Here is a 20927-nt window from a genome sequence, read left to right on the forward strand (position 1 = left end):
TCGCCTCCTAGCCCAACAGCGACTGGGCGAGCGCCAGCACGTTGGCGGCGTTGCCCATGCCGTAGTCCTGTGCGGGGATGACCGCGGTCGGCTTACCGCTCCCCTGCTTGACGGTGTTGAGCTGGTAGGACACCTGCGGCCCCAAGAGCAGCACGTCATAATCGGCGCAGGTCTCCTGATACTCGCCGATACCCACCGCATCGATATCGAGCACGATGCCGTTTTGCTCCGCGTATTTCTCGAGTTTCTTCATCAGAATGCTTGTAGACAGGCCAGCTGCGCAAACAAGAAGGATCTTCATAAGGGATTCCCTTCGCATTGATTGGTTGGATAGTCGCCGCACGCCGTTAGGCGTTCTTGGCTGCAGTGCGCTCATACAGGCAGATCAGCTCCTGCACGAGCTCCTGAGCAAGCATGGAGCACATGAGGTGGTCCTGAGCATGGACCAGCAACACATCCACCGACAGATGCTCGCCCGCCGCCTCGGTCGAAAGCAGCTGCGTTTGGATGTGGTGAGCCTTGATTCCCACATCCTTTGACTGCTTCATGAGTTTGGCGGCAGCGTCAAAATCCCCCGCCTTTGCCTTTTCAAGGGCTTCGAAGGCAAGGCTGCGCGCCTCTCCCGCTGCAGCGACCAGCTGAAACGAAACCATCTCGGTTCCCTGATCGTCCATAACGGTCTCCTCTCCCGTGATGTTTGGTTTGTACTTGAATATTCGAAACGCCTATCTCCCACCCGCAATCCTCGAGGTTTATTGCAGGCAGGCAGGGTTTTCGACAAAAGAAGCCTTAAGCCGTATGCGCTTGCACAAGCGCCATCAGTTCATGCCAGGACCGGCGCTCGCGTAAGCGCTCGACCCCCTGGCGGTCCATAAAGATCTCAGCGAGCAGCGAGCTCAAGATCCGCGTCTCATCGCCGCCCGACCGGGCAAACGACACCATAAAGACGATATCGACCTCATGGCCGTATTCGTCCCAAAGAATGGGATGTTCGAGCAGGCCCACGGTAACAAAGGCCTCGGCGCTCAAAGGATGCATCCCATGGGGCATGGCCACCCCATTGCCAAACGAGGTGGCACTCGCGCTCTCGCGCTCGGCAACCTCTTGGGCAAACTGGGCATCGACACGGCCGCTCTCGACGGCGCGCTCGGAGAGATATCGGAGAACGGCCTGCTTCGACGACGCCTCAACGCGGTTGAAGAACAGGGCACGGCTAAAGAAAGCGCTCAGGGAGTCCGATTGCGCAGCGTCATCACTCAGCACCTTGCGGATAGCGTTGACATCGCTCGTCTCCAAGAAGAAATCGGCCTCGCGGACGGGCACAGGCAACTTGACGTTGAGCGGCACCGTTGTGAACACGTAGTCGATGTGCGAAAAGTCGAGCGTTCCCACGCGGGCGACGTCGCATGTCTCAATCGACTCGATATACATACCAAACTGCTTGCGGTACTGGTGCTCGAGCATACGGGCGCTTCCCGCTCCCGAGGCGCACACGATCAGGATGCGTTTGCGACGCGGCTGGTCGGCTTGCTGCTCGAGGGCCAGGGCAAATGCCATGGCGATGTAGCCGAGCTCCTCATCAGAGGGCTGGCTGCCAAAATGACGCTCGAGTACCTGCGAGGTGCCGGCCGCCATCGAATAGGCCAACGGAAACCTCGTCTTGATATCGGGCAGCATGGGGTTATCCATATGCATGTGATATTCAAGGCGATAACCCAGAGGGCCAATATGCCGAGCAAGGTTCATGCGAAGTTCAAGATCGCTGCTAAAGTCAAACCTAAACTCATCGTTGACCGCACATACCATCTCGGAAGCGATCTCCCACATCTCGTCCGAGATAACGGCCGAGCCCTTCTCGGGCACGCCCGTGCCCCTGCCGAGCAAATGGATTGCGATAAAGGCAACCTCTTCTCGGGGCATGCTCACGCCCAGGGCATCCTTGATGTTTGCGGCAATCTGGAAAGCCGCGGCGTATTCGCGCGTTCCCTCCAGTTTTTGAACGTCCGATTCTGCAGCTGGGACATAGCAGCCCTGCTCGATGCGGCCAAGAGCAATGTAAAGATGCATGATGAGATTGCGGGATGCCAGCGAGCTCACCGTGACGGGCGAGGCCGTCAGAGCATCGTCCACACATGCGGCGATGGCCCGCAGGCGCTCGGCGAGCTTTGCATCGTCGGTGTCGGGCAACACGGGCCTCACCAGCGAGGCCAGGCACAGGCGCCGCTGCGACTCCCCGCCCGCAACGCGGATTCCGTAGCGTGGGCGCTTTTCGAGCGTTAAGTCAAATTGGGCGAGTTTCTGCTCTACCAGACGCATGTCATTGGACAGAGTTCGCGCCGAAACGTAGAGTAAATCCGCATACTCCTCAATCGTCACCCACTGGAACCGCATGAGGAGGTCGTTAAGAAGGAAGGACACACGGCCGTCGCGCGTATCAGGAATGCCCGGATGGGCCAGAGCCGCACCGTCTAGCAAGCGAGCAAGCTCATCTGCACGTGCAACATCGATACGATACTGCCCCTTGCTGCCAACGATGCGTGCAACCCCTGCAAGGTTGTCGTTTGCGCGATGGATATAGTTTCTCACGGCGCGCTCGCTTACCTCGAGACGCTTGGCAAGTACCGCGACAGCGACAGGCTGAGCGTCCTCGATCATATTTACAAGCTGCTTGACGCGAGCATCCATGTCCTCCTCCTTTCCCTGCGTCTAGTCTAACGCGGTAAAGAATGACACTCCACGTCGCGCTCGTTCCGCCAACTCGGAACAGGTTGCGGGGAGTCCAGCTGAGCTATGGAGAGCCTGGGGAGAGGGCCCGAAGGCAATGCGTCGGTGTGGGATGCGCCTTCCCAGCCATTGGGCAGTCATTGGGGACAGACTTAAATGAGTAGTCGTTGGGAACGTTCTTGTTTGGCTAGTCGTTTAAGAACGTCCCCAATGACTATTAAGGACTGTCCCAAGCTGCCGGCAGGAAAGGACCGTCCCCAAGTGCCGGGTTTGTCCCCAATGACTAGGTGAATAGCAAAAGCCCCGCAGTCGGAGCGGACCGCGGGGCTCATGAAGAGAGGCTAGTTTGTGGGCGCTTTGCCTGGCGCCCACGGGAGAGGCAACGGAGTAGGGGCTACTCGTGGATGCGGGTACCGGAGAGGCCGGCCATGGTCTCGGCGGCCTTGTCCAGGGCGCCGATGATGCAGGTGCGGCCCTTGCGGGAGCGGGCGAACTTGATGGCGGCGCGGACCTTGGGCTCCATGGAACCCTTGCCGAACTGACCCTCGTCGGCCAGGCGCTCGGCCTCGTCGGCGGTGAGGTCCTCGAGCTCCTCCTGGTTGGGCTTGCCAAAGTTGATGGCGACGTGCTCGACGGCGGTCAGCAGGAACAGGACGTCGGCGTCGCAGTCCTCGGCCAGCAGCTCGCCGCCCAGGTCCTTGTCGATGACGGCGGGAACGCCCTTGTAGCAGCCCTTGTTCTCGTAGTCGCGGACGACGGGGATGCCGCCGCCACCGCAGGCGATGACGATGAACTCGTTGTCGAGCAGGTTGAGGATGGAGTCGGCCTCGACGATCTTCTTGGGATCGGGGGAGGCGACGACGCGACGCCAGCCGCGGCCGGAATCCTCGACGAAGACCTTGGAGGGATCCTCGGCCATGAACTCCTTGGCCTGCTCCTCGGTGTAGAAGGGGCCGATCGGCTTGGTCGGGTTCTTGAACGCGGGATCGTCGGGATCGCACTCGATCTGGGTGACGACGGTGGCGGCGTGCCAACGCTTGTAGCGCTTGTGCATCTCGCGGCCGATGCCCTGCTGCAGGTGATAGCCGATGTAGCCCTGGGACATGGCGCCGCACTCGGGCAGCGGCATCTCGGGGGTGCCGATGGCGTCGTGGGCGGCGGCGAAGGCGTTCTGGATCATGCCGACCTGCGGGCCGTTGCCGTGGGTGATGATGATCTCGTTGCCCTGCTCGATGAGGCCGAGGAGAGCGTGGGCGGTGTTGCTCACGGCCTCGATCTGCTCGACGGGGTTGTTGCCGAGGGCGTTGCCGCCGAGGGCGACGACAATACGATCGGGCTTGCCAAGAGGCTTAGACATTGCTGGAATCCTTTCTGTAAAAGGCCTACAACCCATTAATAACCCGCGTCCGTGCGATACGCGAGTTTATTAGGGTTTATATTCTCTTTATCGCTCATTTTATTCATTTTGAAAATACCTAAGCGGCGAACGGTCGATTTTACCCGCTCAGCGTAAAGAAGCCCAGTTCAGGTATATCTACGCCATTTACGTGCAACTTTATTTAAATAGAGCAGGGATTAGACCAGATTATGCAAACTATATCTTTGCTAAACACAAAACGGACAGCGCAATATCTTACTCGCACTATACGCGATTCTATACATTAATTTGACGAGTATGCATCCCTGCAAAAACATGGGGCTTTTCATCCAACATAAGGGATAGCCGATCGCGCTTCACCCCGCGGCAAGCGACTGCGAGTTCGCAGTATGGAACTTTACCGTCGGCTTCTGCATGAACGCTGCCGACGCCCTTTCGCTCCTGCGCGCCCAAGCAGCCGAGAACGCTAACGGCGCCACTGCCAACCTGGCCACCCTCAACAACGGCGCCGCCAGCCTTTTCGCAAAGTACCGTGCTGGCTCGCTGGCTTTGAGGCCTAAGCGAGCTTTGCTATTTGCCAATTTTTGTATGATTTGGGTCAAATCTATTTGCCAATTTTTGTATGATTAGGGTCAAATCTATTTGCCAATTTTTGTCATTGAGGAGTTTTAATGCTACGCCGTAAGGTCACTGACAGGCTTTTGAGCTGGAAGAACAAATCCAATAAAGCGTTGCTTGTTACTGGCGCGCGTCAGATTGGCAAGAGCTATGCAATTCGCGCGTTTGGAAAGAGCAACTACGCTTCGTATTATGAGGTCAATCTGCTACTCGATGCCGAGGCAAGAGACGTACTTGTTGGCGCTAAGAACTCCATTGACTTCATCAACCGTGTGGCCCTTCTTGCGGATGCACCGCTTGTTGAAGGAGACACGCTTATCTTCGTCGATGAGATTCAGGAGTATCCGCAGATCGTTACACTTATGAAGGCGCTGGTCGAGGACGGACGCTTTAGCTATGTCTTCTCGGGGTCTATGCTTGGGACTGAGTTTAAGGGGATCTCTTCTTTTCCGGTGGGGTATGTCGAGCACATTGTTATGCGACCGATGGATTTTGAAGAGTTCTGTTGGGCAAACAGCATCAGCGAGAATGTGCTTGCAGACATTCGCAGCTGCCTTGTCGAGAGACGTCCCGTCGAAAACTATATTCATGAGGCGATGCTCAAAAACTTTAGAGCCTATATCGTTTGCGGCGGCATGCCAGAGGTCGTTCAGAACTATATCGATTCGGGCTATTCGCTCGTGAGAACGCGTGAGCTTCAAATTCAGCTAGTCGATCAGTACAAAAGCGATATCTCTAAATATGCATCGACTCGAGCGTTTAACGTTCGCTCCATTTTCGAGCAAATTCCCGTTCAGCTTGAGGCGGAGTCCCATCGCTTTATCGTCTCGTCTCTAGGCGAGGGAGCTCGTCTTCAAAAATACGAGCAGGATTTCCTATGGCTGGTGAACGCAGGCGTTGGATTGATGGTCCCCCAGGTGACGGAGGCCCGGAGTCCTCTTAAGAGGACAGAGAAGGCAGCCGCCTTCAAACTATACGAGTCCGATACAGGAATGCTCGCATCGCGATATCCCGGTAGCACGGCACGCGCTGTATATCTAGATATGAAAACCCCCAACCTCGGCGGTCTCTATGAAAACGTGGTCGCGCAGGAGCTTGTTGCCCTCGGAGCAGATACGTGGTACTACCAAACACGTGAGGTCGGTGAAGTCGACTTTGTAATCGAAGGCGCCCGAGGACATGTTGTCCCAATCGAAGTCAAATCGGGCAAGAAAGTTCGAGCACATGCGGCCCTCGATCGCCTGATGAGTGTGGGCGAGTACAAGATTCCCGAGGCCGTTGTGCTGAGCCACGAAAACCTTAGCGAAGAGGGCAAGATCCTGTACGTTCCAATCTATATGACATTCTGCCTCGATGAGTTTATGGAAAAGGACGACCCCAACAACGATTTCTCATTTGCACCCATATCTCTCTAGATCATCTGAACCAACAACCAAGCCCCCTCCATAACCAAAGTAACGCGTGGTTTCGCGGCAAAGCCGCGAAACAGCGAAAGGGACGGAATACCCGGCCAACTACGTCCTTCATCCGCCCACACAATCCGAGGACGTAGCCGTAGCAGGATCTGAGGGCTAACCTTCGCGGACACTCCGCAGGACGAAAGAACCCCCGCCGCACGCAATGCGCAGCGGGGGTTCTTTCATGTCCGAGGACGTCCGCGAAGGTCAGCCCTCAGATCCTGCGGTGAGAGACCTAGGCCTCGTTGTACACCGTCTTGAGCTTCAGCAGGTGCTGATAGCGGTCCATAGCGGCCTGCTCGTTCTCCTTGAAGAGCTCCTCGGCGCGCTCGGGGAAGGAACGCGTCAGCGAAGCGTAACGGGCCTCGTTCATCAGGAACTCCTGATAGCCGCCCGCGGGCTCCTTGGAATCGAGCGAGAACTTCTTGCCGGCAGCAGCCTCGGGGTTGAAGCGGAAGAGGTTCCAGTAACCGCACTCGACAGCCTTCTTCATCTCGGCCTGGCAGTTCTGCATGCCGCCCTTCTTGATGGAGTGCATCTCGCAGGGGCTGTAGCCGATGATGAGGGACGGGCCGTCGTAGGCCTCGGCCTCGTGAATGGCCTTGAGGGTCTGAGCCGGGTTGGCGCCCATGGCGACCTGCGCCACGTAGACGTAGCCGTAGCTCATGGCAATCTCGGCCAGGGACTTCTTCTTGGTCACCTTACCGGCAGCGGCGAACTGAGCGACCTGGCCCAGGTTCGAGGCCTTGGAGGCCTGACCACCGGTGTTGGAGTAAACCTCGGTGTCGAAGACGAAGACGTTGACGTTGTGGCCGGAAGCCAGGACGTGGTCCAGGCCACCGAAGCCGATGTCGTAGGCCCAGCCGTCGCCGCCGAAGATCCAGAAGGACTTCTTGGTGAGGTAAGCCTTGTCGGCGAGGATCGCCTTGGAAGCGTCGCAGCCGCACTTCTCGAGCTCGGCAACGTAGGCAGCGGCAGCGGTCTTGGAAGCCTCGGCGTCGTTGACGGAGTCGATCCAAGCCTGGCCGGCAGCCTTGAGCTCATCGGACGGGCCGTCGGCAGCGATGATGTCCTGGGTAGCGGCGATCAGCTTCTTCTGGACGGCCTCGTAACCGACGGCCATGCCCAGACCGTGCTCGGCATTGTCCTCGAACAGGGAGTTATTCCACGCCGGGCCGTGACCGTCCTTGTCCTTGCAGTAAGGAGCGGTGGCAGCGGGGTTGCCCCAAATGGAGGAGCAGCCGGTGGCGTTGGAGATGAACATGCGGTCGCCGGCAACCTGGGTCACCAGACGTGCATAGGCGGTCTCGGCGCAGCCGGCGCAGGAGCCGGAGAACTCCAGGTAGGGCTGCTTAAACTGGCTGCCCTTGACGTTGGCCGCGATGAGCTCCTTCTTCTCGGAGACGTTCTCGACCATATAGTCCCAAACGGGCTGCTGATCCATCTCCTGCTCGGTGGGAACCATCTCGAGGGCGCCCTTGGGGCAGACCTTGACGCAGTTGGTGCAGCCCATGCAGTCGAGCGGGGACACGGCCATGGTGAACTTCATGCCCTTGGCCTTGGGGCCCATGGCGTCGAGCGTGCGGGTAGCCTCGGGCGCGGCGGCAGCCTCGTCCTCGGTCATCGCGAACGGACGGATGGTGGCATGCGGGCACACATAGGCGCACTGGTTGCACTGGATGCACTTGGTCTCGTCCCAGTGAGGAACGACCACGGCGACGCCGCGCTTCTCGTATGCGGAGGCGCCCAGCTCAAACTGGCCGTCGGCACAACCGACGAAGGCGGAAACGGGCAGGCTGTCGCCATCCATGCGATCGATGGGCTCGAGCAGGTTCTTGACCTGCTGGGCGATGGCGGACTTGGTCTCCTCGGAGAGCTCGACGGGAGCGGCGTCCTCGGCGGTAGCCCAGTCGGCCGGAACCTCGAACTTACGGAAGGCGGTAGCGCCGGCATCGATGGCCTTGTGGTTGGCGTCGACGATGGCCTGGCCCTTCTTCATGTAGGACTTGGTGGCCGCGTCCTTCATGTACTGCAGGGCGTCCTCGGCGGGCAGAACCTTGGCCAGCGCGAAGAAGGCGGACTGAAGCACCGTGTTGGTGCGCTTGCCCATGCCGACCTTGGCGGCCAGGTCGATAGCGTCGATCAGGTAGACGTTGACGTTGTTGTTCGCGATATAGCGCTTGGCCACGGCGGGCATGTGCTCGGCGAACTCCTCGTCGCTCCACTGGCAGTTGACCAGGAAGGTGCCGCCCGGCTTGACGTCGCGGACCATCTTGAAGCCCTTGACGATGTAGCTGGGGTTGTGGCAGGCGACAAAGTCGGCCTTGGTCACGTAGTACGGCGAGCGGATCGGGGAATCACCAAAGCGCAGGTGCGAGACGGTGACTCCGCCGGTCTTCTTGGAGTCGTACTGGAAGTAGGCCTGGACGTACTTGTCGGTGTGGTCGCCGATGATCTTGATCGAGTTCTTGTTGGCGCCGACGGTACCGTCGCCACCCAGACCCCAGAACTTGCACTCGATGGTGCCGGGGGCTGCGGTGTTGGGCGCATCCTCGGCCTCGGGCAAGCTCAGGTTGGTCACGTCATCGACGATGCCGATGGTGAACTCGCGCTTGGGCTCGTCCTTCTTAAGCTCTTCGAAGACAGCGAACGCGGACGCGGGAGGCGTGTCCTTGCTGCCCAGGCCGTAACGGCCGCCGACGACCTTGATGCCCGTCTTGCCGGCCTCGTAGAGAGCGGAGACGACGTCCTGGTAGAGCGGCTCGCCGATGGAACCCGGCTCCTTGGTGCGGTCCATGACGGCAATCTTCTGGACGGTCTCGGGGAGAACGTCGACAAAGTGCTTGATGGAGAACGGACGGAACAGGCGAACCTTGACCAGGCCGACCTTCTCGCCGTGAGCGTTGAGGTAGTCGATGACTTCCTCGAGCACGTCGCAGAAGGAGCCCATGCACACGACGACGCGATCAGCATCGGGAGCGCCGTAGTAGTTGAACAGGCCGTAATCGGTGCCGAGCTTCTCGTTGATCTTCTTCATGTAGCCCTCGACGACGGCGGGAAGCTCGTCGTAGACCTTGTTGCAGGCCTCGCGGTTCTGGAAGAAGATGTCGCCGTTCTCGTGGCTACCGCGGGTATGCGGATGCTCAGGGTTGAGCGCGTGATCGCGGAAAGCCTGGACAGCGTCCATGTCGCACATCTCGGCCAGATCCTTGTAGTCCCACATGGCGACCTTCTGGATCTCGTGGCTGGTGCGGAAGCCATCGAAGAAGTTAAGGAACGGGGTCTTGCCCTCGATGGCGGCAAGGTGAGCCACCGGCGAGAGGTCCATGACCTCCTGGACGTTGCCCTCGGCAAGCATGGCGAAGCCGGTCTGGCGACAGGCCATGACGTCGGAGTGATCGCCAAAGATGTTCAGGGCGTGCGAAGCGACGCAACGCGCGGAGACGTGGAAGACGCCCGGGAGCTGCTCGCCCGCGATCTTGTACATGTTCGGGATCATCAGGAGCAGACCCTGAGAAGCCGTGTAGGTGGTGGTCAGAGCACCGGCGCCCAGCGAACCGTGAACGGTACCGGCTGCGCCTGCCTCGGACTCCATCTCGACGACCTTGACCGGGGTGCCGAAGATGTTCTTGCGACCCTGGGCCGCCCACTGGTCGACATGGTCGGCCATCGGGCTGGACGGCGTAATGGGATAAATTCCCGCTACCTCGGTGTACGCATACGAAACATATGCGGCCGCCTCGTTGCCGTCCATAGACTTAAACTTACGCGCCATATACCCCTCTCCTCTCATATAGGTATACAGGCCCCGGCGATCGCCGGGATGTTGGCGTGATGGGATTTACGCTGTTGCTTCCAATCATCTGGCAGGCAGGCTCAGCAGCAGGTACGTGGCGTGGAGAGAAGACATGCCGAGGCGAGGGCCAGCTGATGCGCCCCACAGACCCGACCGCCCGTCTTGCACATGACCGAGCGCCGCAAAGGCCGCATGCCGGATGCTCCCGGGCACGCCCCGGCGATGGGAAGCGCCCGCAACGGAAATCCGCATGCGGGTTTATTGTACCCCGCCGTCAAGTGTAATTTCGGCAAATATAGGTGGCCGGTAAAGGTTTACCTCGGGTGACTGTTGTGCGCCCGGCACCGACGGGCACAGTCCCCTGGAACCCCACAGCAGTTGCGGTGAAATAGGGAGTGTTTTTGCTGTTAACGGCCTTAATCAGTCCCTATTTCACCGCAACTCATTGGGGGGGATGAGCTAGAGGGCGCCGAGCAGGATGGCGTAGGTGGTGGATTCGCCGAGTTTGAGCTCGTCGCCGGGGTTGAGCTGGGCGGAGCGGCCGGGCTCTACTTGAATACACACACTCGTGGCCCCGTTTACCACCACGGTGCCGTTAGTGGACGACAGGTCCTCGACAAACCATGCGCCAGACTCGTCGCACCAGATATGGGCATGGCGGGCCGAGACGTCGTCGGTGATGCCGCCCTCCCCCGTTGCCAGCGCGCCGATCTCAACGCCTTCCTCACTCGGCTGAATCCAGCGCGGGACGCTCACCACGTAGCCGTTTTGCACGCACAGCAGTCCCAGCGGATGCGCCGGCGCGACCTCGTGCTCGCCCGCGACCGAAGATGTGCTCAGCGAGCGCGGCGTCGACGTGTCGCCGCCACGGGTCGCATGAGCGCGGCGGCTCGCCCGACTTGGAACTAAGGCGGGCGTGAGAGCAAACGGCATAGGGAACGAATCTTGCGGATGCACTCCTCGACGTCAGGCAGGTAAGCCCCACGAAGTCACCGGGGAGGCCCAAGCGGCCCGGCACCACTTCCAGATTCTGACCAGGGCGAGTCGTTCGCCGGTGGCTGAAGGCTCGCTCCCACCCAAAAGGGGAGATTCGCGTTGTTCCCCAATCGCTCTCGCATCTTTCATTTTGCTCGAGGTGGGCTATAAAAACTTTCCTGGTGAAAGGCGGCGATTGGTTTCCTTTCTTTCTAGAGGAGCGCGCCTGTAATCTGTTTTCATCCTAAATCAAGTTAAGATCGGACCTTCCAGAGGCAAGTCGACTCAAACTGCGAGGCTCCATGTTGGAATAAAGAGCGCTGTCGAAGTGCCAACAACACAAAGCTTGCCAGTCTCAAATAGAACCTTTTGGGAGTCCGATTGGGCCGCACACCGAATCCCCGCTGGTGGTTTTTTATAGCTGCGCAACAATAAACAAGGTTAGTGCCAGTCCAGCATGAAATTGAGGAACGTATGCATTTTTTCTCAGTAAGTGATCGTCGTTACTGCTTCGATGAGGTCACTCGCAATTGCTTTCAGGTTGACCAAGCATCAGAAGATGCACTTCGCATATTTGAAGCATCGGGAAGAACGGTCAACTCGAAGTTGCTAACAAAGTCACTTGCTGCGAAAGGCTACGACCAAACGACCATAGCAGAACTTGAAGACGACATTGATGAGTATCAACGATTGTCTGAGCGGACTTTCTTAACAAAAGACACGCCTCGAAAACTTAGATCCATCGAACTCCACGTTTCACATGCATGCAACCTTGGTTGTAGTTACTGTTTTGCCGGTAAAGGAGATTATGGAACGTCTCCTCTGCTGATGACAGACGAGATAGCCTTCAAGGCGGTCGACTACCTCGTCGCAAGTTCATCGGAAAACGAAACGCTTGCGATCGTCTTTTTTGGTGGGGAACCCATGATTAACGAGCCGCTGATATGGAAAACGGTCGACTATTCAAAAAGAATATACCCCAATAGAAACTTTACCTATTCTATTACGACCAACGGAACGCTTTTGAATGACACTGCTGTGAATTCTTTCAAGGAGCACGGGTTTTCTGTTCTGATTAGTCTCGATGGTACAGGATGCAAGCACGATGCATCGCGCCCGTATAAGACGGGAGGCGGCTCTTTCTCCGATATCGACAAAAACGTTCGTCGTTTTTCCGAGTCGTTCCCCTTCGGCGCAAGAGCGACCTTAACAAATAATAACTGTAACCTTGTTGAAGACTATCTTCAGTTTAAAGAGATGGGCTTCAGAAGGATTTACTTCTCGCCCGTGAGCTCATTCGATGAGAATATCAAACTCGACGAACACTCATTAAACAAAATCAGGGCGGGCCTAATAGATTTGGCGGATCAATATCTCAAACAGATTGATCAAGGGGAAAAGCCCTTGTTTAGAACATTGAAAACTGCAGTTGATTTGATTATGAGCAACAGGATCGCCTTTGTCGGATGCGGGGCTGGCAGGCGTTTTATTTCCGTGACTCCCGAAGGGGACGTATACCCCTGTCACAGGTTTGTCGGGATGATGCGATTCAAAATGGGCAACATCGTCACCGGAATTGACGAAACTAGGTATATTGAAAACTGGAGTCAGGGTGTCGAAAAAAGAATTGACTGTACGGACTGTTGGGCTCGGTCTTTCTGTGGTGGGGGCTGTAGCTGGGAGGCTGCAGACGAGCACGGCTACTTGCCCAAGAGTCTACACCCTGCATCATGTGAATATAGAAAAATGTGCTACGAGATGGCTTTTGACCTTATTTCCCGCCACTCATCTTCGCAGGAGAAAAATCAACGAGAAGCTACTGTATCGGAATAAGCGGTTCAGCGCATTGCTGTCACCATTGTTGAGGTGTTCGTTCTTCTGATTACCGTCTGCGAAGCTTATTGCTACATTCGCCGAAACCATTCTAGAAATATGGTGAACTAGACATCTTGGTTTGTTATACACAATATTGAGGTTTTTCTGCACTCAAAGGGAGGTAGTCGTGAAGCATATTCATCCGATTAATCCAGGAAGTGGCGGCGAGGCAGGCGTGAAGCCGATGTCTTTTGACTGCCTCTTGGGCATTACTGACATCTGTACTGTTTATGATAAAGCAGATGGCTGTGGTGCATACGATTACTGCGACTATGACATGGATGGCGGCAGCATCTGCGTTGTAGATCACTGTGGCATTGATCAAACGTAGTCTCTAATTGGATTAAGGTGAGGAGCTGTTATGAAGCATATCCATCCTGTTGGTTCAAATGAACATCCTCCCGTTGAGCCTTGTTGTCTTGGAGTTGATATATGCAATTTTTACGACATCGCCGAGTGCCCTGTTGCGGATTGGTGCTATGTCGATAAAGAATCAAGCTGTGTTTTGCCAGCAGATTGGTGCGATCCAGTTGACGAGTAGTTTTGTGGCTAGGAACTATTTGGTCCAATTCAGAATAAGATGGGAACAAATACCAAAATCTCGTGTCTGGGAGGAGTTATGCCATTATTGCAAGGTCTCGTTGGATTAGCCTTTATACTTGCGTTATATCTGGCACCTTTTTTAATTCTATTCTTCATTATCCGACTCTTTCTTCGGAGGAAATAGGAGTGTCACGCAAACATTAGCGTAGCTTTCTTCCAATATGAGCCGAGCATTGGCAAGTGGAATAAGAAGCCCGACCGTTCGCCACATGAAAGTGATCGGACGGGCTTCTCTATTTAACCCGGGCCGCCACCCATAGCGGCTTTCCAAGCGTATTCTCAGTGCAAAGCAATCGTCAGTTTAATCCTATGCGCTGATACCGCATTTCATTTGTTCGGCTCGAATTCTACGGCCTGGCAACCCTCGCACTCTCCGGCAAATGGATTGAACGCGAAGGCAGAGATGATGTGTGCGTGGACATCGAGGCTGCTGTAGGCAACATACTGGGACATGGACCCCCGCTGCGCGTGGTATGCGGCCCGGCATATTCATTGCCGTCCAACCCCGTGTAGTTGCAGCAAAGGGTGGAACCTCAATGCTCAGCCCATGTTGTCCGTGGGACACGAGAATCGTAAGTACACTTTGGTGCGATTCTCACGCTGATACTGAGCCACCTGGAATAAGATACGTCGCGACAACACTTCGCTTCACCTCTGTCTCGACAAGATGACGTAGACTAAAGTCTCCTTTAGTAAGAGAACGAGAACCATATCTGAAAGCGTTGCGATGGCGTGAAGGCACCGAGTCCGAACCGCCTGAATGCTACGTGCATCTGCATCGCCTTTTTGTTATCTCTGCCAGTTGGGTAGCACTACACTTGTCATCATTTACCCTGGTACATGCTGCCTAAATCCACTACCCCTTCTACCGCGCCGACCATCTCGTCATCGTGAGAGACAACGATGATCAGCTGGCTTTGCTTGTTGCGCTTAACATAGGCCGCAAGCTCGGCGCGGCTTACAGCGTCTAACCCAGTCGTGGGCTCGTCGAGTACCAAAACTGACGACTTGCGTGAAATCGCCGACCATAAGTACACTCGGCGCAGCTCACCGCCCGAAAGCGCGGAGCAACGTTTCCCGAGCAACTCCTTCACGCTGTTTTCCAGCGAAAGTAGGCCATCTACACCCCGGTGATAGGAAGAAAAGGGCGTGTCGAAATACTCTAACAGCTCTTTCACCGTTTCGTCCGGCGCGAAGCACGACTGTGGGCAGCACGATATCTCTCTCGCACGTATGTAATCCAAGTCGCATTCTTCGATTGGCACGCCGTTGTATTTTACTTTGCCTTTCGATGAGTATAGCCCGAGCATCAAGTAAAGAAGTGACGTCTTGCCTCTTCCGTTTTCCCCAACTATGCAATATGTACCAGGACCGGAAAACTTGAAAGAAAACCCGCCGAGGACCTCTCGGACAGATCCGTCTGGAAGGGCAACCGAGAATTCCAAATCAGATACCGAAATGTCATTTATTTCATCGAGTTTAGCTAAATCGGTCCGATTCCACCCCGATCTCTCCTTTTCTCTCGTCGCGATAGCCGTCCTATCCCATGATGCTTTGGCATCTTGATAGGATTTGAACAATGACATCATACTTTTCAAAGTCTTAAAGAGAACCGCGAAGTATGTACCGATGATAGTGTACTCGCCTATTGACATAGTTCCGTTAATGATTCGTACTCCGGAAACAACAAGTATCACCGCTTGAAACAACGCTGCGAAAAGACCATCGAGCGATGTCAGAGAATATGATAGCTTTCCGGAGCGCAAAACTTTGGGAAAATAGCTCTTAAACCCAGCGTCGAGCGCTTGTTCGCTCTTGCCGTACGAAGATGTCAGTTGAATGTTGAGAATCTGATTAAGCTGCGATGCAATTGCGGCGTAAAAGGCGCTGTCCGCCTCTTTCTTCTCATACGTGACCCTATACAAAAGTTTCCTCAACCCAGTAATTACACAGAAATACACGATGAGGAGAATGATGGAAAACACCGCGAGAGTTGAATCAATTGACCATATGATAAGCAATACGATGGGAATGGCTACAATGGACAGCGGCGCACTGATAAAATTCGCCAAAACGAAGGATGAGACCACGCTGGAGTCGGAAATAATCCGTTGCGTTGTATAGGCTGGATCGATGGTCCGACTCACCAAGTAATCGTCTCTTTCAAAACGCAAGACGGCCTCCCTGAGAAGATCAAAGGAAAGTCTCGTGGTTATGCGAATGGAAAGTGTTCCTGCAAAATAAGTAAAGAGGGTGGAGAAAACTCCTATTGACGCAACCAGGAGCGCGAAGAGTACGGCGTCTCTTTCGCTGCGGTTACCGAGAAGAAAATCTAAGAATTTCCCGTTCACGTATGGCATGGCATAGGAGAGAGCGGTTCCAATCACCGTGATAGCAATGAAGACGAAAGCCCCTTTTGCTCTGATGAACCTCGAGAGAACGCATCGAATCAAGGAAGGCCCCAATCTACCCGCCACAAAACATCAATCACTGATACCTTACACCTCAACACAACAGGAGCGAAGATTTGCCAATGAGACTGCTTTAAGATTGCCTTGGGCCAATACGATCTCAAGCTCTTCCTACAAGAGAGTCGGAATCGGACATCTCCTCCGACGAACCTGGCAATCGGGCGGTTGAAATATCTTTTTCAACCGCCCGATTGCCACAATAGATTTGAGCATCCGCCCACAAACGTCCGCGTTTTATACCCATCAAATCCTTTGCCTTTTGTCGTCTAGACTAGAAAAATCGCTCGAAATAACGCAACCGGCCTGCTCGCTTGAAGAAACCTAAGCCCGTAACGTAGATGTGCAAACTTCCGAAACGCCTTGCGCGGCATAGTGCGTATAAACTTCGTCAACCGCCTCAGAAATATCTGAGTATCGCGCCGGGTCAAAAGCATACGATGTCGCAGCTATATCCTGCACCCATTCGGAACGCGGATTAATTGAATAGCCACACAGCATCATCATACATGCATCTAGACCTGATTTCCCAAGTATCCGACGTATTGATGAGAGCATCGCGGGTCGCCCCTGCACCATCGTCGTCACCCCTATTAGCAGTATTTACCGTTTTTCTCTAAATGCGTATCGCCACCCTTAAGAATACGAAGTGTTTTATCCAGACCAGATTGTCCTCCATCTCAAACGAAGGGATAAGGAATCTCATCCGGAATCGGCAGTAACGGAGGATTCACAACGACAAGCGAAAAACATGAGTCATCTCTCAGAGGGGAGTAAAGGCTCCCCTCAAGCACCCTAGTTTCGTCATCCAAAGAGTTGATGGCAGTGTTTTTCTTACAAAGGTCGACAACAAAAGGGTTGATTTCTACAGATGTTACATCCATGCCACAGTTGGTAAGTATCAGGCCCTGTATTCTGGGGCCAGAACACAAATCGAGAGCCTTCCGTGCGCTCTGCGGTGTAAGGCGCCAATCTCAGCAAATCTGTCCCACAATACTGCGCTGAAGAACAAGACGGAACCCCTGAGCCAAACTCCCCTATACCTTATTAAGGCTAAGACAGGCAAGTTCACGCACCCGGCATATTCCAGAATAACATCCTATTGTTTTAGATGCTCTACAAGCATGAACAGCCGCGAATCGGAAAGATCTTCTAGTTTCGCCCCGACTGACCGCCAAGGGCCAAAATGGCCTCTCCATCCCCAGGCGACTGGCTCTGGCGCGCCGAGGAGTGTCCCCAAGTGCCGGCAGAAAAGAAACGTCCCCATCTGCCGGCTAGAGAGCACCGAAGAGGATGGCGTAGGTAGTGGATTCGCCGAGCTTGAGCTCGTCGCCGGGATTGAGTTGGGCGGAACGGCCGGGCTCGACCTGAATGCAGACGCGCGTGGCCCCGTTTACCACCACGGTTCCGTTGGTGGACGACAAGTCCTCGACGTGCCAGATATTTTGAGCATCGCACCAGATATGGGCATGGCGGGCCGAGACATCGTCGCCGACGTCGGTAATATCGCCCTCACCAGTGGCCAGCGCGCCAATCTCAACACCCTGCTCACTCGGCTGAATCCAGCGCGGGGCGCTCACGACAAAACTGTTTTGTACGCGCAGCAAGCCCAAGGGGTGCGCCGGGGCGGGTTCGCGTTCGCCCGCGGTCATCGACATGCCAAGCGAACGCGGCGTGGAGGTGCCTCCGCCACAGGTCGCGTGCGCGTAGTCGATGGCATAGTTCACCGAGGACCGCACATCCGCCGAACAACCGACGGCGACAAACAGCACCAGCACGGCCTCGGCGCGCTCGGCGGGCATGAGTTCCGCCGCCTGGGACAGGCGATCGAGCGCGTTGCGATAGAGATTCGTGCCCTGGTGGCACTCTTCGAGCGCGCGTACCATCGGTTCACCTGCAGGACCGCACACCATATTGATCACAGCCGTGGAGTCCATGGGATTGCGCTGGCGCAGGGCCAGTTGCGACATAATACGCGCAGCCGAGGTACCGTATTCGGCAAAGTAGCGCTGCTGAAGCGTGCCGACCGGCGCGCGAACGATAAAGCGGGAAACCCAAGAGCGATCGGCGGCTCGGCTCTGCGGGCTGCGGCCGTCGGCGAGCGGACGGGACGAAAGCACCAAGCCGCACAGCTCGATATGGCTCAGATGCGCCGCGCGCTTAAAGATGTCAAACATGGCCCCGCATGGGGTGAGCTCAACTTGAGATGCCATGACCTAGGCCTCCTTGGTCGTAGAAATAGAATCGGACGATACTTCGACAGGTCCGCCAAAAGTACGGGCAGCTGCGGCTCCACCGGCAAGCGGAGTCGCCATCTGGGCTTTTGTGCGTCGCGGTGCCGAAACGGGAAGTTCAAAGGCAAAGCCCATCGCAAGCAAAAACCACGTAAGCGTATAGGTTGCAACCAGAGCGGCAACAAGGCCGCCCATCACGGCGCGTTGGGAAAATACGCTACATGCAGCCACAACCAGCACCGGAACCTCGCAGGCAGAAAGCGCAAGCACACCCTGCAGGAACCCCGAGCGCCGATTGCGCGCAAGTGCCCCCGCGGCAACGCCGGCTATGCCTGGCAGCGCCAAAGCCAGTGCGGCAATAATACCCGGTAGCGACCCAGACCACACGAGCGATCCCAAAATCGCCGTCACGCGAGCGCCCGACGCCAGCAGCGCGGCCGAAACCACGACCACAGCCCAAACCACGCTGCAAACGACCGCCGCACCGATCATCAGCGCGCGACGAACCGCGCGGCCAGACGCATCCATGGGGCACGGCGTGAGCGGCTCGCCGCGGAGCGAACGACCGACATTTTGCGCATAGTGGTCACAAAACGCCGAGAGCGCCGCCTCGACCGCCGCCGGCTCGGGACGATCTTTTTGATGGCTGGACAGACAGGCCATCACCACGTCGAACAGCTGGGCATCGACAAACGCCAGCGCATCGCGTAGCTCTTCGGAATCCGGCTCAAGCCCTAGCTGCTGGGCCTGCTCGGCCGCGGCGAGCGCCACATCGGGCTCACGACGAAGCAGCTGAGTCAAATCACAACCGGGCGCATGGGCACCAATAGGATAGTCGGGCCGCGTGTCCATCTTGAGACGGTAGGGGCTCGCGATGTCGCGCGTCTTTTTGCGCGAACCCGAGGCACCCGAAGTACTCGGCGCGGCTTCGTATGGCGCGACGCCGGCAATGAGCTCGTAAACCGTGCTTGCCGCGGCGTATACGTCAATCGCCGGCGACATACGCAAAGCGCGCAGGTCGGGAATATCGTCGGTGAGCATCTCGGGCGGGGCATAGGCAACCGTCGCGCGACGCAGCGTGGCATAGCGCTCCGTAAACGACGCCTTGCCGCCGGTACCGGCCACGGCCGACGCAGGCTCGAGCGCCAGCGACGAGCCAAAGTCGATCAGGCACAGGTCAAAGGTGCCCTCGGCAAGCTGCCGGTCAAGCGGTAGACGCGCCGTACGCACCATAATATTAGCGGGCGAGATATCGCGATGGACAAAGCCCTCACCCACCAGGCTCATACGGCAGAGCAGATCGAACAGGTCGCGACCCAGACGCGCCGCCACAAGCGGCGACAGGCGTCCGGCATCGTCCACGGCGAGTCGCGAACGCAAGCGGGCAAGTGTCTCGCCCTCGACCCATTCCATGACAATTGCAGGCACACCGTCGACCTCGCCCCAGCCATAGAGGCGGGGAAAGCCCTTAAGGCCCGAAAGGGCGCGATGGCATTCATATTCCTCGCGAAACGCCACCTTGAACTTGGCGACCAGCGCCTCATGGGCGGCGGCATCGTCAAACTCATCGCGCGTCGGCAAGATGAGCTGCTTGAGTGCCACGGCCTCGCCTTGGGCGTTGACGGCACGCGTCACGCGGCCGATACCGCCACGGCGCATGGTGGCATCGTCGGCAAACAGCATCGTAAAACGACGCAGATAGGCAGGCAGTTCGTCCTGACCGAGCGCAATGGCCGGCTCAAACCCGTCGACACGCGCCAGGCGCAGGCCGACCATGGAATCGCGACCGAGCGTTTGTGGTGTGGTGGATGCAAGATCGGTCATCATAGGGCAAGCGCCGCCACGTTATTGTTGAAGTTACCGAGCGCGACGTCATCATCGCCGTAATGGCCGACCCATTGACATAGGTTGGTGTAACAGCCCCACAGATTGGCATACTGCTGATACCACTTTGACCGGGGCGAGAATGTCTGACGACCGAACTCGGCTCGAATGACAAACATCTCCCCGACCAGGCTGTCGCACGGCCTGGGATCTCCCGTAGAGTTATAGGTCGAGACCACGTCATTGGCACGAGAAACGTAGCCGTCGAGCATGTTGTACTTGGTCACAAGCCAACTGTGAATGCTCTCTTCCTCAGCAGCGGAAAGGCCACCGGAGTTTGCATCGTTGTCAGTGTTGCCGCCCGTCGAGCCGCCATTTCCAGACCCTCCGGTAGAGGAGCCCGACCCAGAGCCGCCGCTCGAACTCGACGAATTCGAGCCGGAGCCAGAAGTATCCGAGCTACCGGGCTTTCCGGACTGCCGGGCGTCCTGCTCCTTCTGCTGCTCGACCTTATTCACCGTTGCCGCCACGCTATTGTTGGACAACCGATCGATGATCTTGGTGTTGGTGAGCACGATGGTTTTGCCATTGGCAAGCGTGACTTCGTTGTCCGGGGCCTCGGCGCCGTCCGCATCGTCGGTGCCAAAAACAATATGCGCGACCACACTTGCCCAAGCATATCCAGTCGTGGTGCCCAGATCACTTTTGACCTCATGCCCCACGCGCGGTTCGCGTGCGGCATGCGCCTGCATCATGGACGGCACGGTCATGCCATAGGCAGAAACGCCAGCTATGACCAGCACCAGCGAGCACGATAGCAGTGCGTACGCCCGCGGCGCCAAGCCCAGTCGGCGTCGTATGCGCACCGCGGCGCCGCGCTTTGTCTGAGTGCCACCGGGCCGCATGCGTTCTCCTCCAACAAAAACACGCCGCTCGGGAGCGGCGCATTCATTCGAATCCATATTTGAGTGTATC

Annotated in this window: 15 protein-coding genes and 1 pseudogene; 5 read left to right on the plus strand and 11 right to left on the minus strand. The window is 56.7% G+C overall.

The features are described 5' to 3' along the window. Nucleotides 1-7 precede the first annotated feature (7 nt). The 4 genes from ABG996_RS03810 to arcC form a co-directional block, all read right to left on the minus strand. The gene (locus ABG996_RS03810; protein ID WP_346978891.1) at nt 8-301 is read right to left on the minus strand and encodes a PTS sugar transporter subunit IIB; all 294 of its coding nucleotides are present in this window, start codon (nt 299-301) and stop codon (nt 8-10) included. Between the two features lie 46 nt (nt 302-347). Beyond that, nucleotides 348-674 carry a PTS lactose/cellobiose transporter subunit IIA gene (locus tag ABG996_RS03815; RefSeq protein ID WP_346978890.1) on the minus strand — a complete coding sequence of 109 codons (327 nt, stop codon included), beginning with the start codon at nt 672-674 and terminating at the stop codon, nt 348-350. 115 nt (nt 675-789) lie between these two features. Next, nucleotides 790-2685 carry a BglG family transcription antiterminator gene (locus ABG996_RS03820; RefSeq protein ID WP_347478457.1) on the minus strand — a complete coding sequence of 632 codons (1896 nt, stop codon included), beginning with the start codon at nt 2683-2685 and terminating at the stop codon, nt 790-792. A gap of 433 nt (nt 2686-3118) precedes the next feature. Beyond that, nucleotides 3119-4081 (minus strand): carbamate kinase, encoded by a 963-nt coding sequence (gene arcC / locus ABG996_RS03825; RefSeq protein WP_006235166.1) that lies wholly within the window; start codon nt 4079-4081, stop codon nt 3119-3121. A gap of 435 nt (nt 4082-4516) precedes the next feature. Between arcC and ABG996_RS03830 the strand changes: the two genes are divergently transcribed. Continuing rightward, entirely contained in the window at nt 4517-4732 is a 216-nt protein-coding gene (locus tag ABG996_RS03830; RefSeq protein WP_161160075.1) for a hypothetical protein, read from the plus strand. Nucleotides 4733-4773: 41 nt separating this feature from the next. After that, the gene (locus ABG996_RS03835) at nt 4774-6135 is read left to right on the plus strand and encodes an ATP-binding protein (protein ID WP_161160074.1); all 1362 of its coding nucleotides are present in this window, start codon (nt 4774-4776) and stop codon (nt 6133-6135) included. A gap of 277 nt (nt 6136-6412) precedes the next feature. On the opposite strand, the gene nifJ is transcribed toward ABG996_RS03835, so the two are convergent. Continuing rightward, nucleotides 6413-9952, minus strand: a complete 3540-nt coding sequence (gene nifJ / locus ABG996_RS03840; RefSeq protein ID WP_347478456.1) for a pyruvate:ferredoxin (flavodoxin) oxidoreductase — start codon at nt 9950-9952, stop codon at nt 6413-6415. 480 nt (nt 9953-10432) lie between these two features. Further along, on the minus strand, nt 10433-10906 hold the full coding sequence (locus ABG996_RS03845) for an FHA domain-containing protein (protein ID WP_055285289.1): 474 nt from the start codon (nt 10904-10906) through the stop codon (nt 10433-10435). A gap of 516 nt (nt 10907-11422) precedes the next feature. Here ABG996_RS03845 and ABG996_RS03850 point away from each other — a divergent pair. The 3 genes from ABG996_RS03850 to ABG996_RS03860 all read left to right on the plus strand — a co-directional run bounded on the left by ABG996_RS03850 (nt 11423) and on the right by ABG996_RS03860 (nt 13364). After that, nucleotides 11423-12781 carry a radical SAM/SPASM domain-containing protein gene (locus tag ABG996_RS03850; protein WP_082421808.1) on the plus strand — a complete coding sequence of 453 codons (1359 nt, stop codon included), beginning with the start codon at nt 11423-11425 and terminating at the stop codon, nt 12779-12781. Between the two features lie 169 nt (nt 12782-12950). After that, nucleotides 12951-13154 (plus strand): hypothetical protein, encoded by a 204-nt coding sequence (locus ABG996_RS03855; RefSeq protein ID WP_195535273.1) that lies wholly within the window; start codon nt 12951-12953, stop codon nt 13152-13154. Between the two features lie 30 nt (nt 13155-13184). After that, nucleotides 13185-13364, plus strand: coding sequence for a hypothetical protein (locus tag ABG996_RS03860; RefSeq protein WP_147324165.1), 180 nt, complete (start codon nt 13185-13187; stop codon nt 13362-13364). 886 nt (nt 13365-14250) lie between these two features. Here ABG996_RS03860 and ABG996_RS03865 read toward each other — a convergent pair. From ABG996_RS03865 to ABG996_RS03880, 5 genes and pseudogenes are all read right to left on the minus strand, one after another. After that, on the minus strand, nt 14251-15879 hold the full coding sequence (locus ABG996_RS03865; protein ID WP_117564924.1) for an ATP-binding cassette domain-containing protein: 1629 nt from the start codon (nt 15877-15879) through the stop codon (nt 14251-14253). Between the two features lie 695 nt (nt 15880-16574). Further along, nucleotides 16575-16844: pseudogene (locus ABG996_RS10825) on the minus strand (methyltransferase); the annotation flags it as partial. A 324-nt stretch (nt 16845-17168) separates the two neighbouring features. Beyond that, nucleotides 17169-18107: an FHA domain-containing protein gene (locus ABG996_RS03870; protein ID WP_347500969.1), complete on the minus strand. Its 939-nt coding sequence runs from the start codon at nt 18105-18107 to the stop codon at nt 17169-17171. A gap of 3 nt (nt 18108-18110) precedes the next feature. Further along, nucleotides 18111-19955 (minus strand): serine/threonine protein kinase, encoded by a 1845-nt coding sequence (locus ABG996_RS03875; protein ID WP_347478454.1) that lies wholly within the window; start codon nt 19953-19955, stop codon nt 18111-18113. Continuing rightward, nucleotides 19952-20857, minus strand: coding sequence for a hypothetical protein (locus ABG996_RS03880; protein WP_347478453.1), 906 nt, complete (start codon nt 20855-20857; stop codon nt 19952-19954). The genes ABG996_RS03875 and ABG996_RS03880 overlap by 4 nt, the downstream gene beginning before the upstream one ends. Nucleotides 20858-20927 lie beyond the last annotated feature (70 nt).

Source organism: Collinsella aerofaciens, assembly GCF_039836695.1.
Classification (GTDB): Bacteria; Actinomycetota; Coriobacteriia; order Coriobacteriales; family Coriobacteriaceae; genus Collinsella; species Collinsella aerofaciens_BD.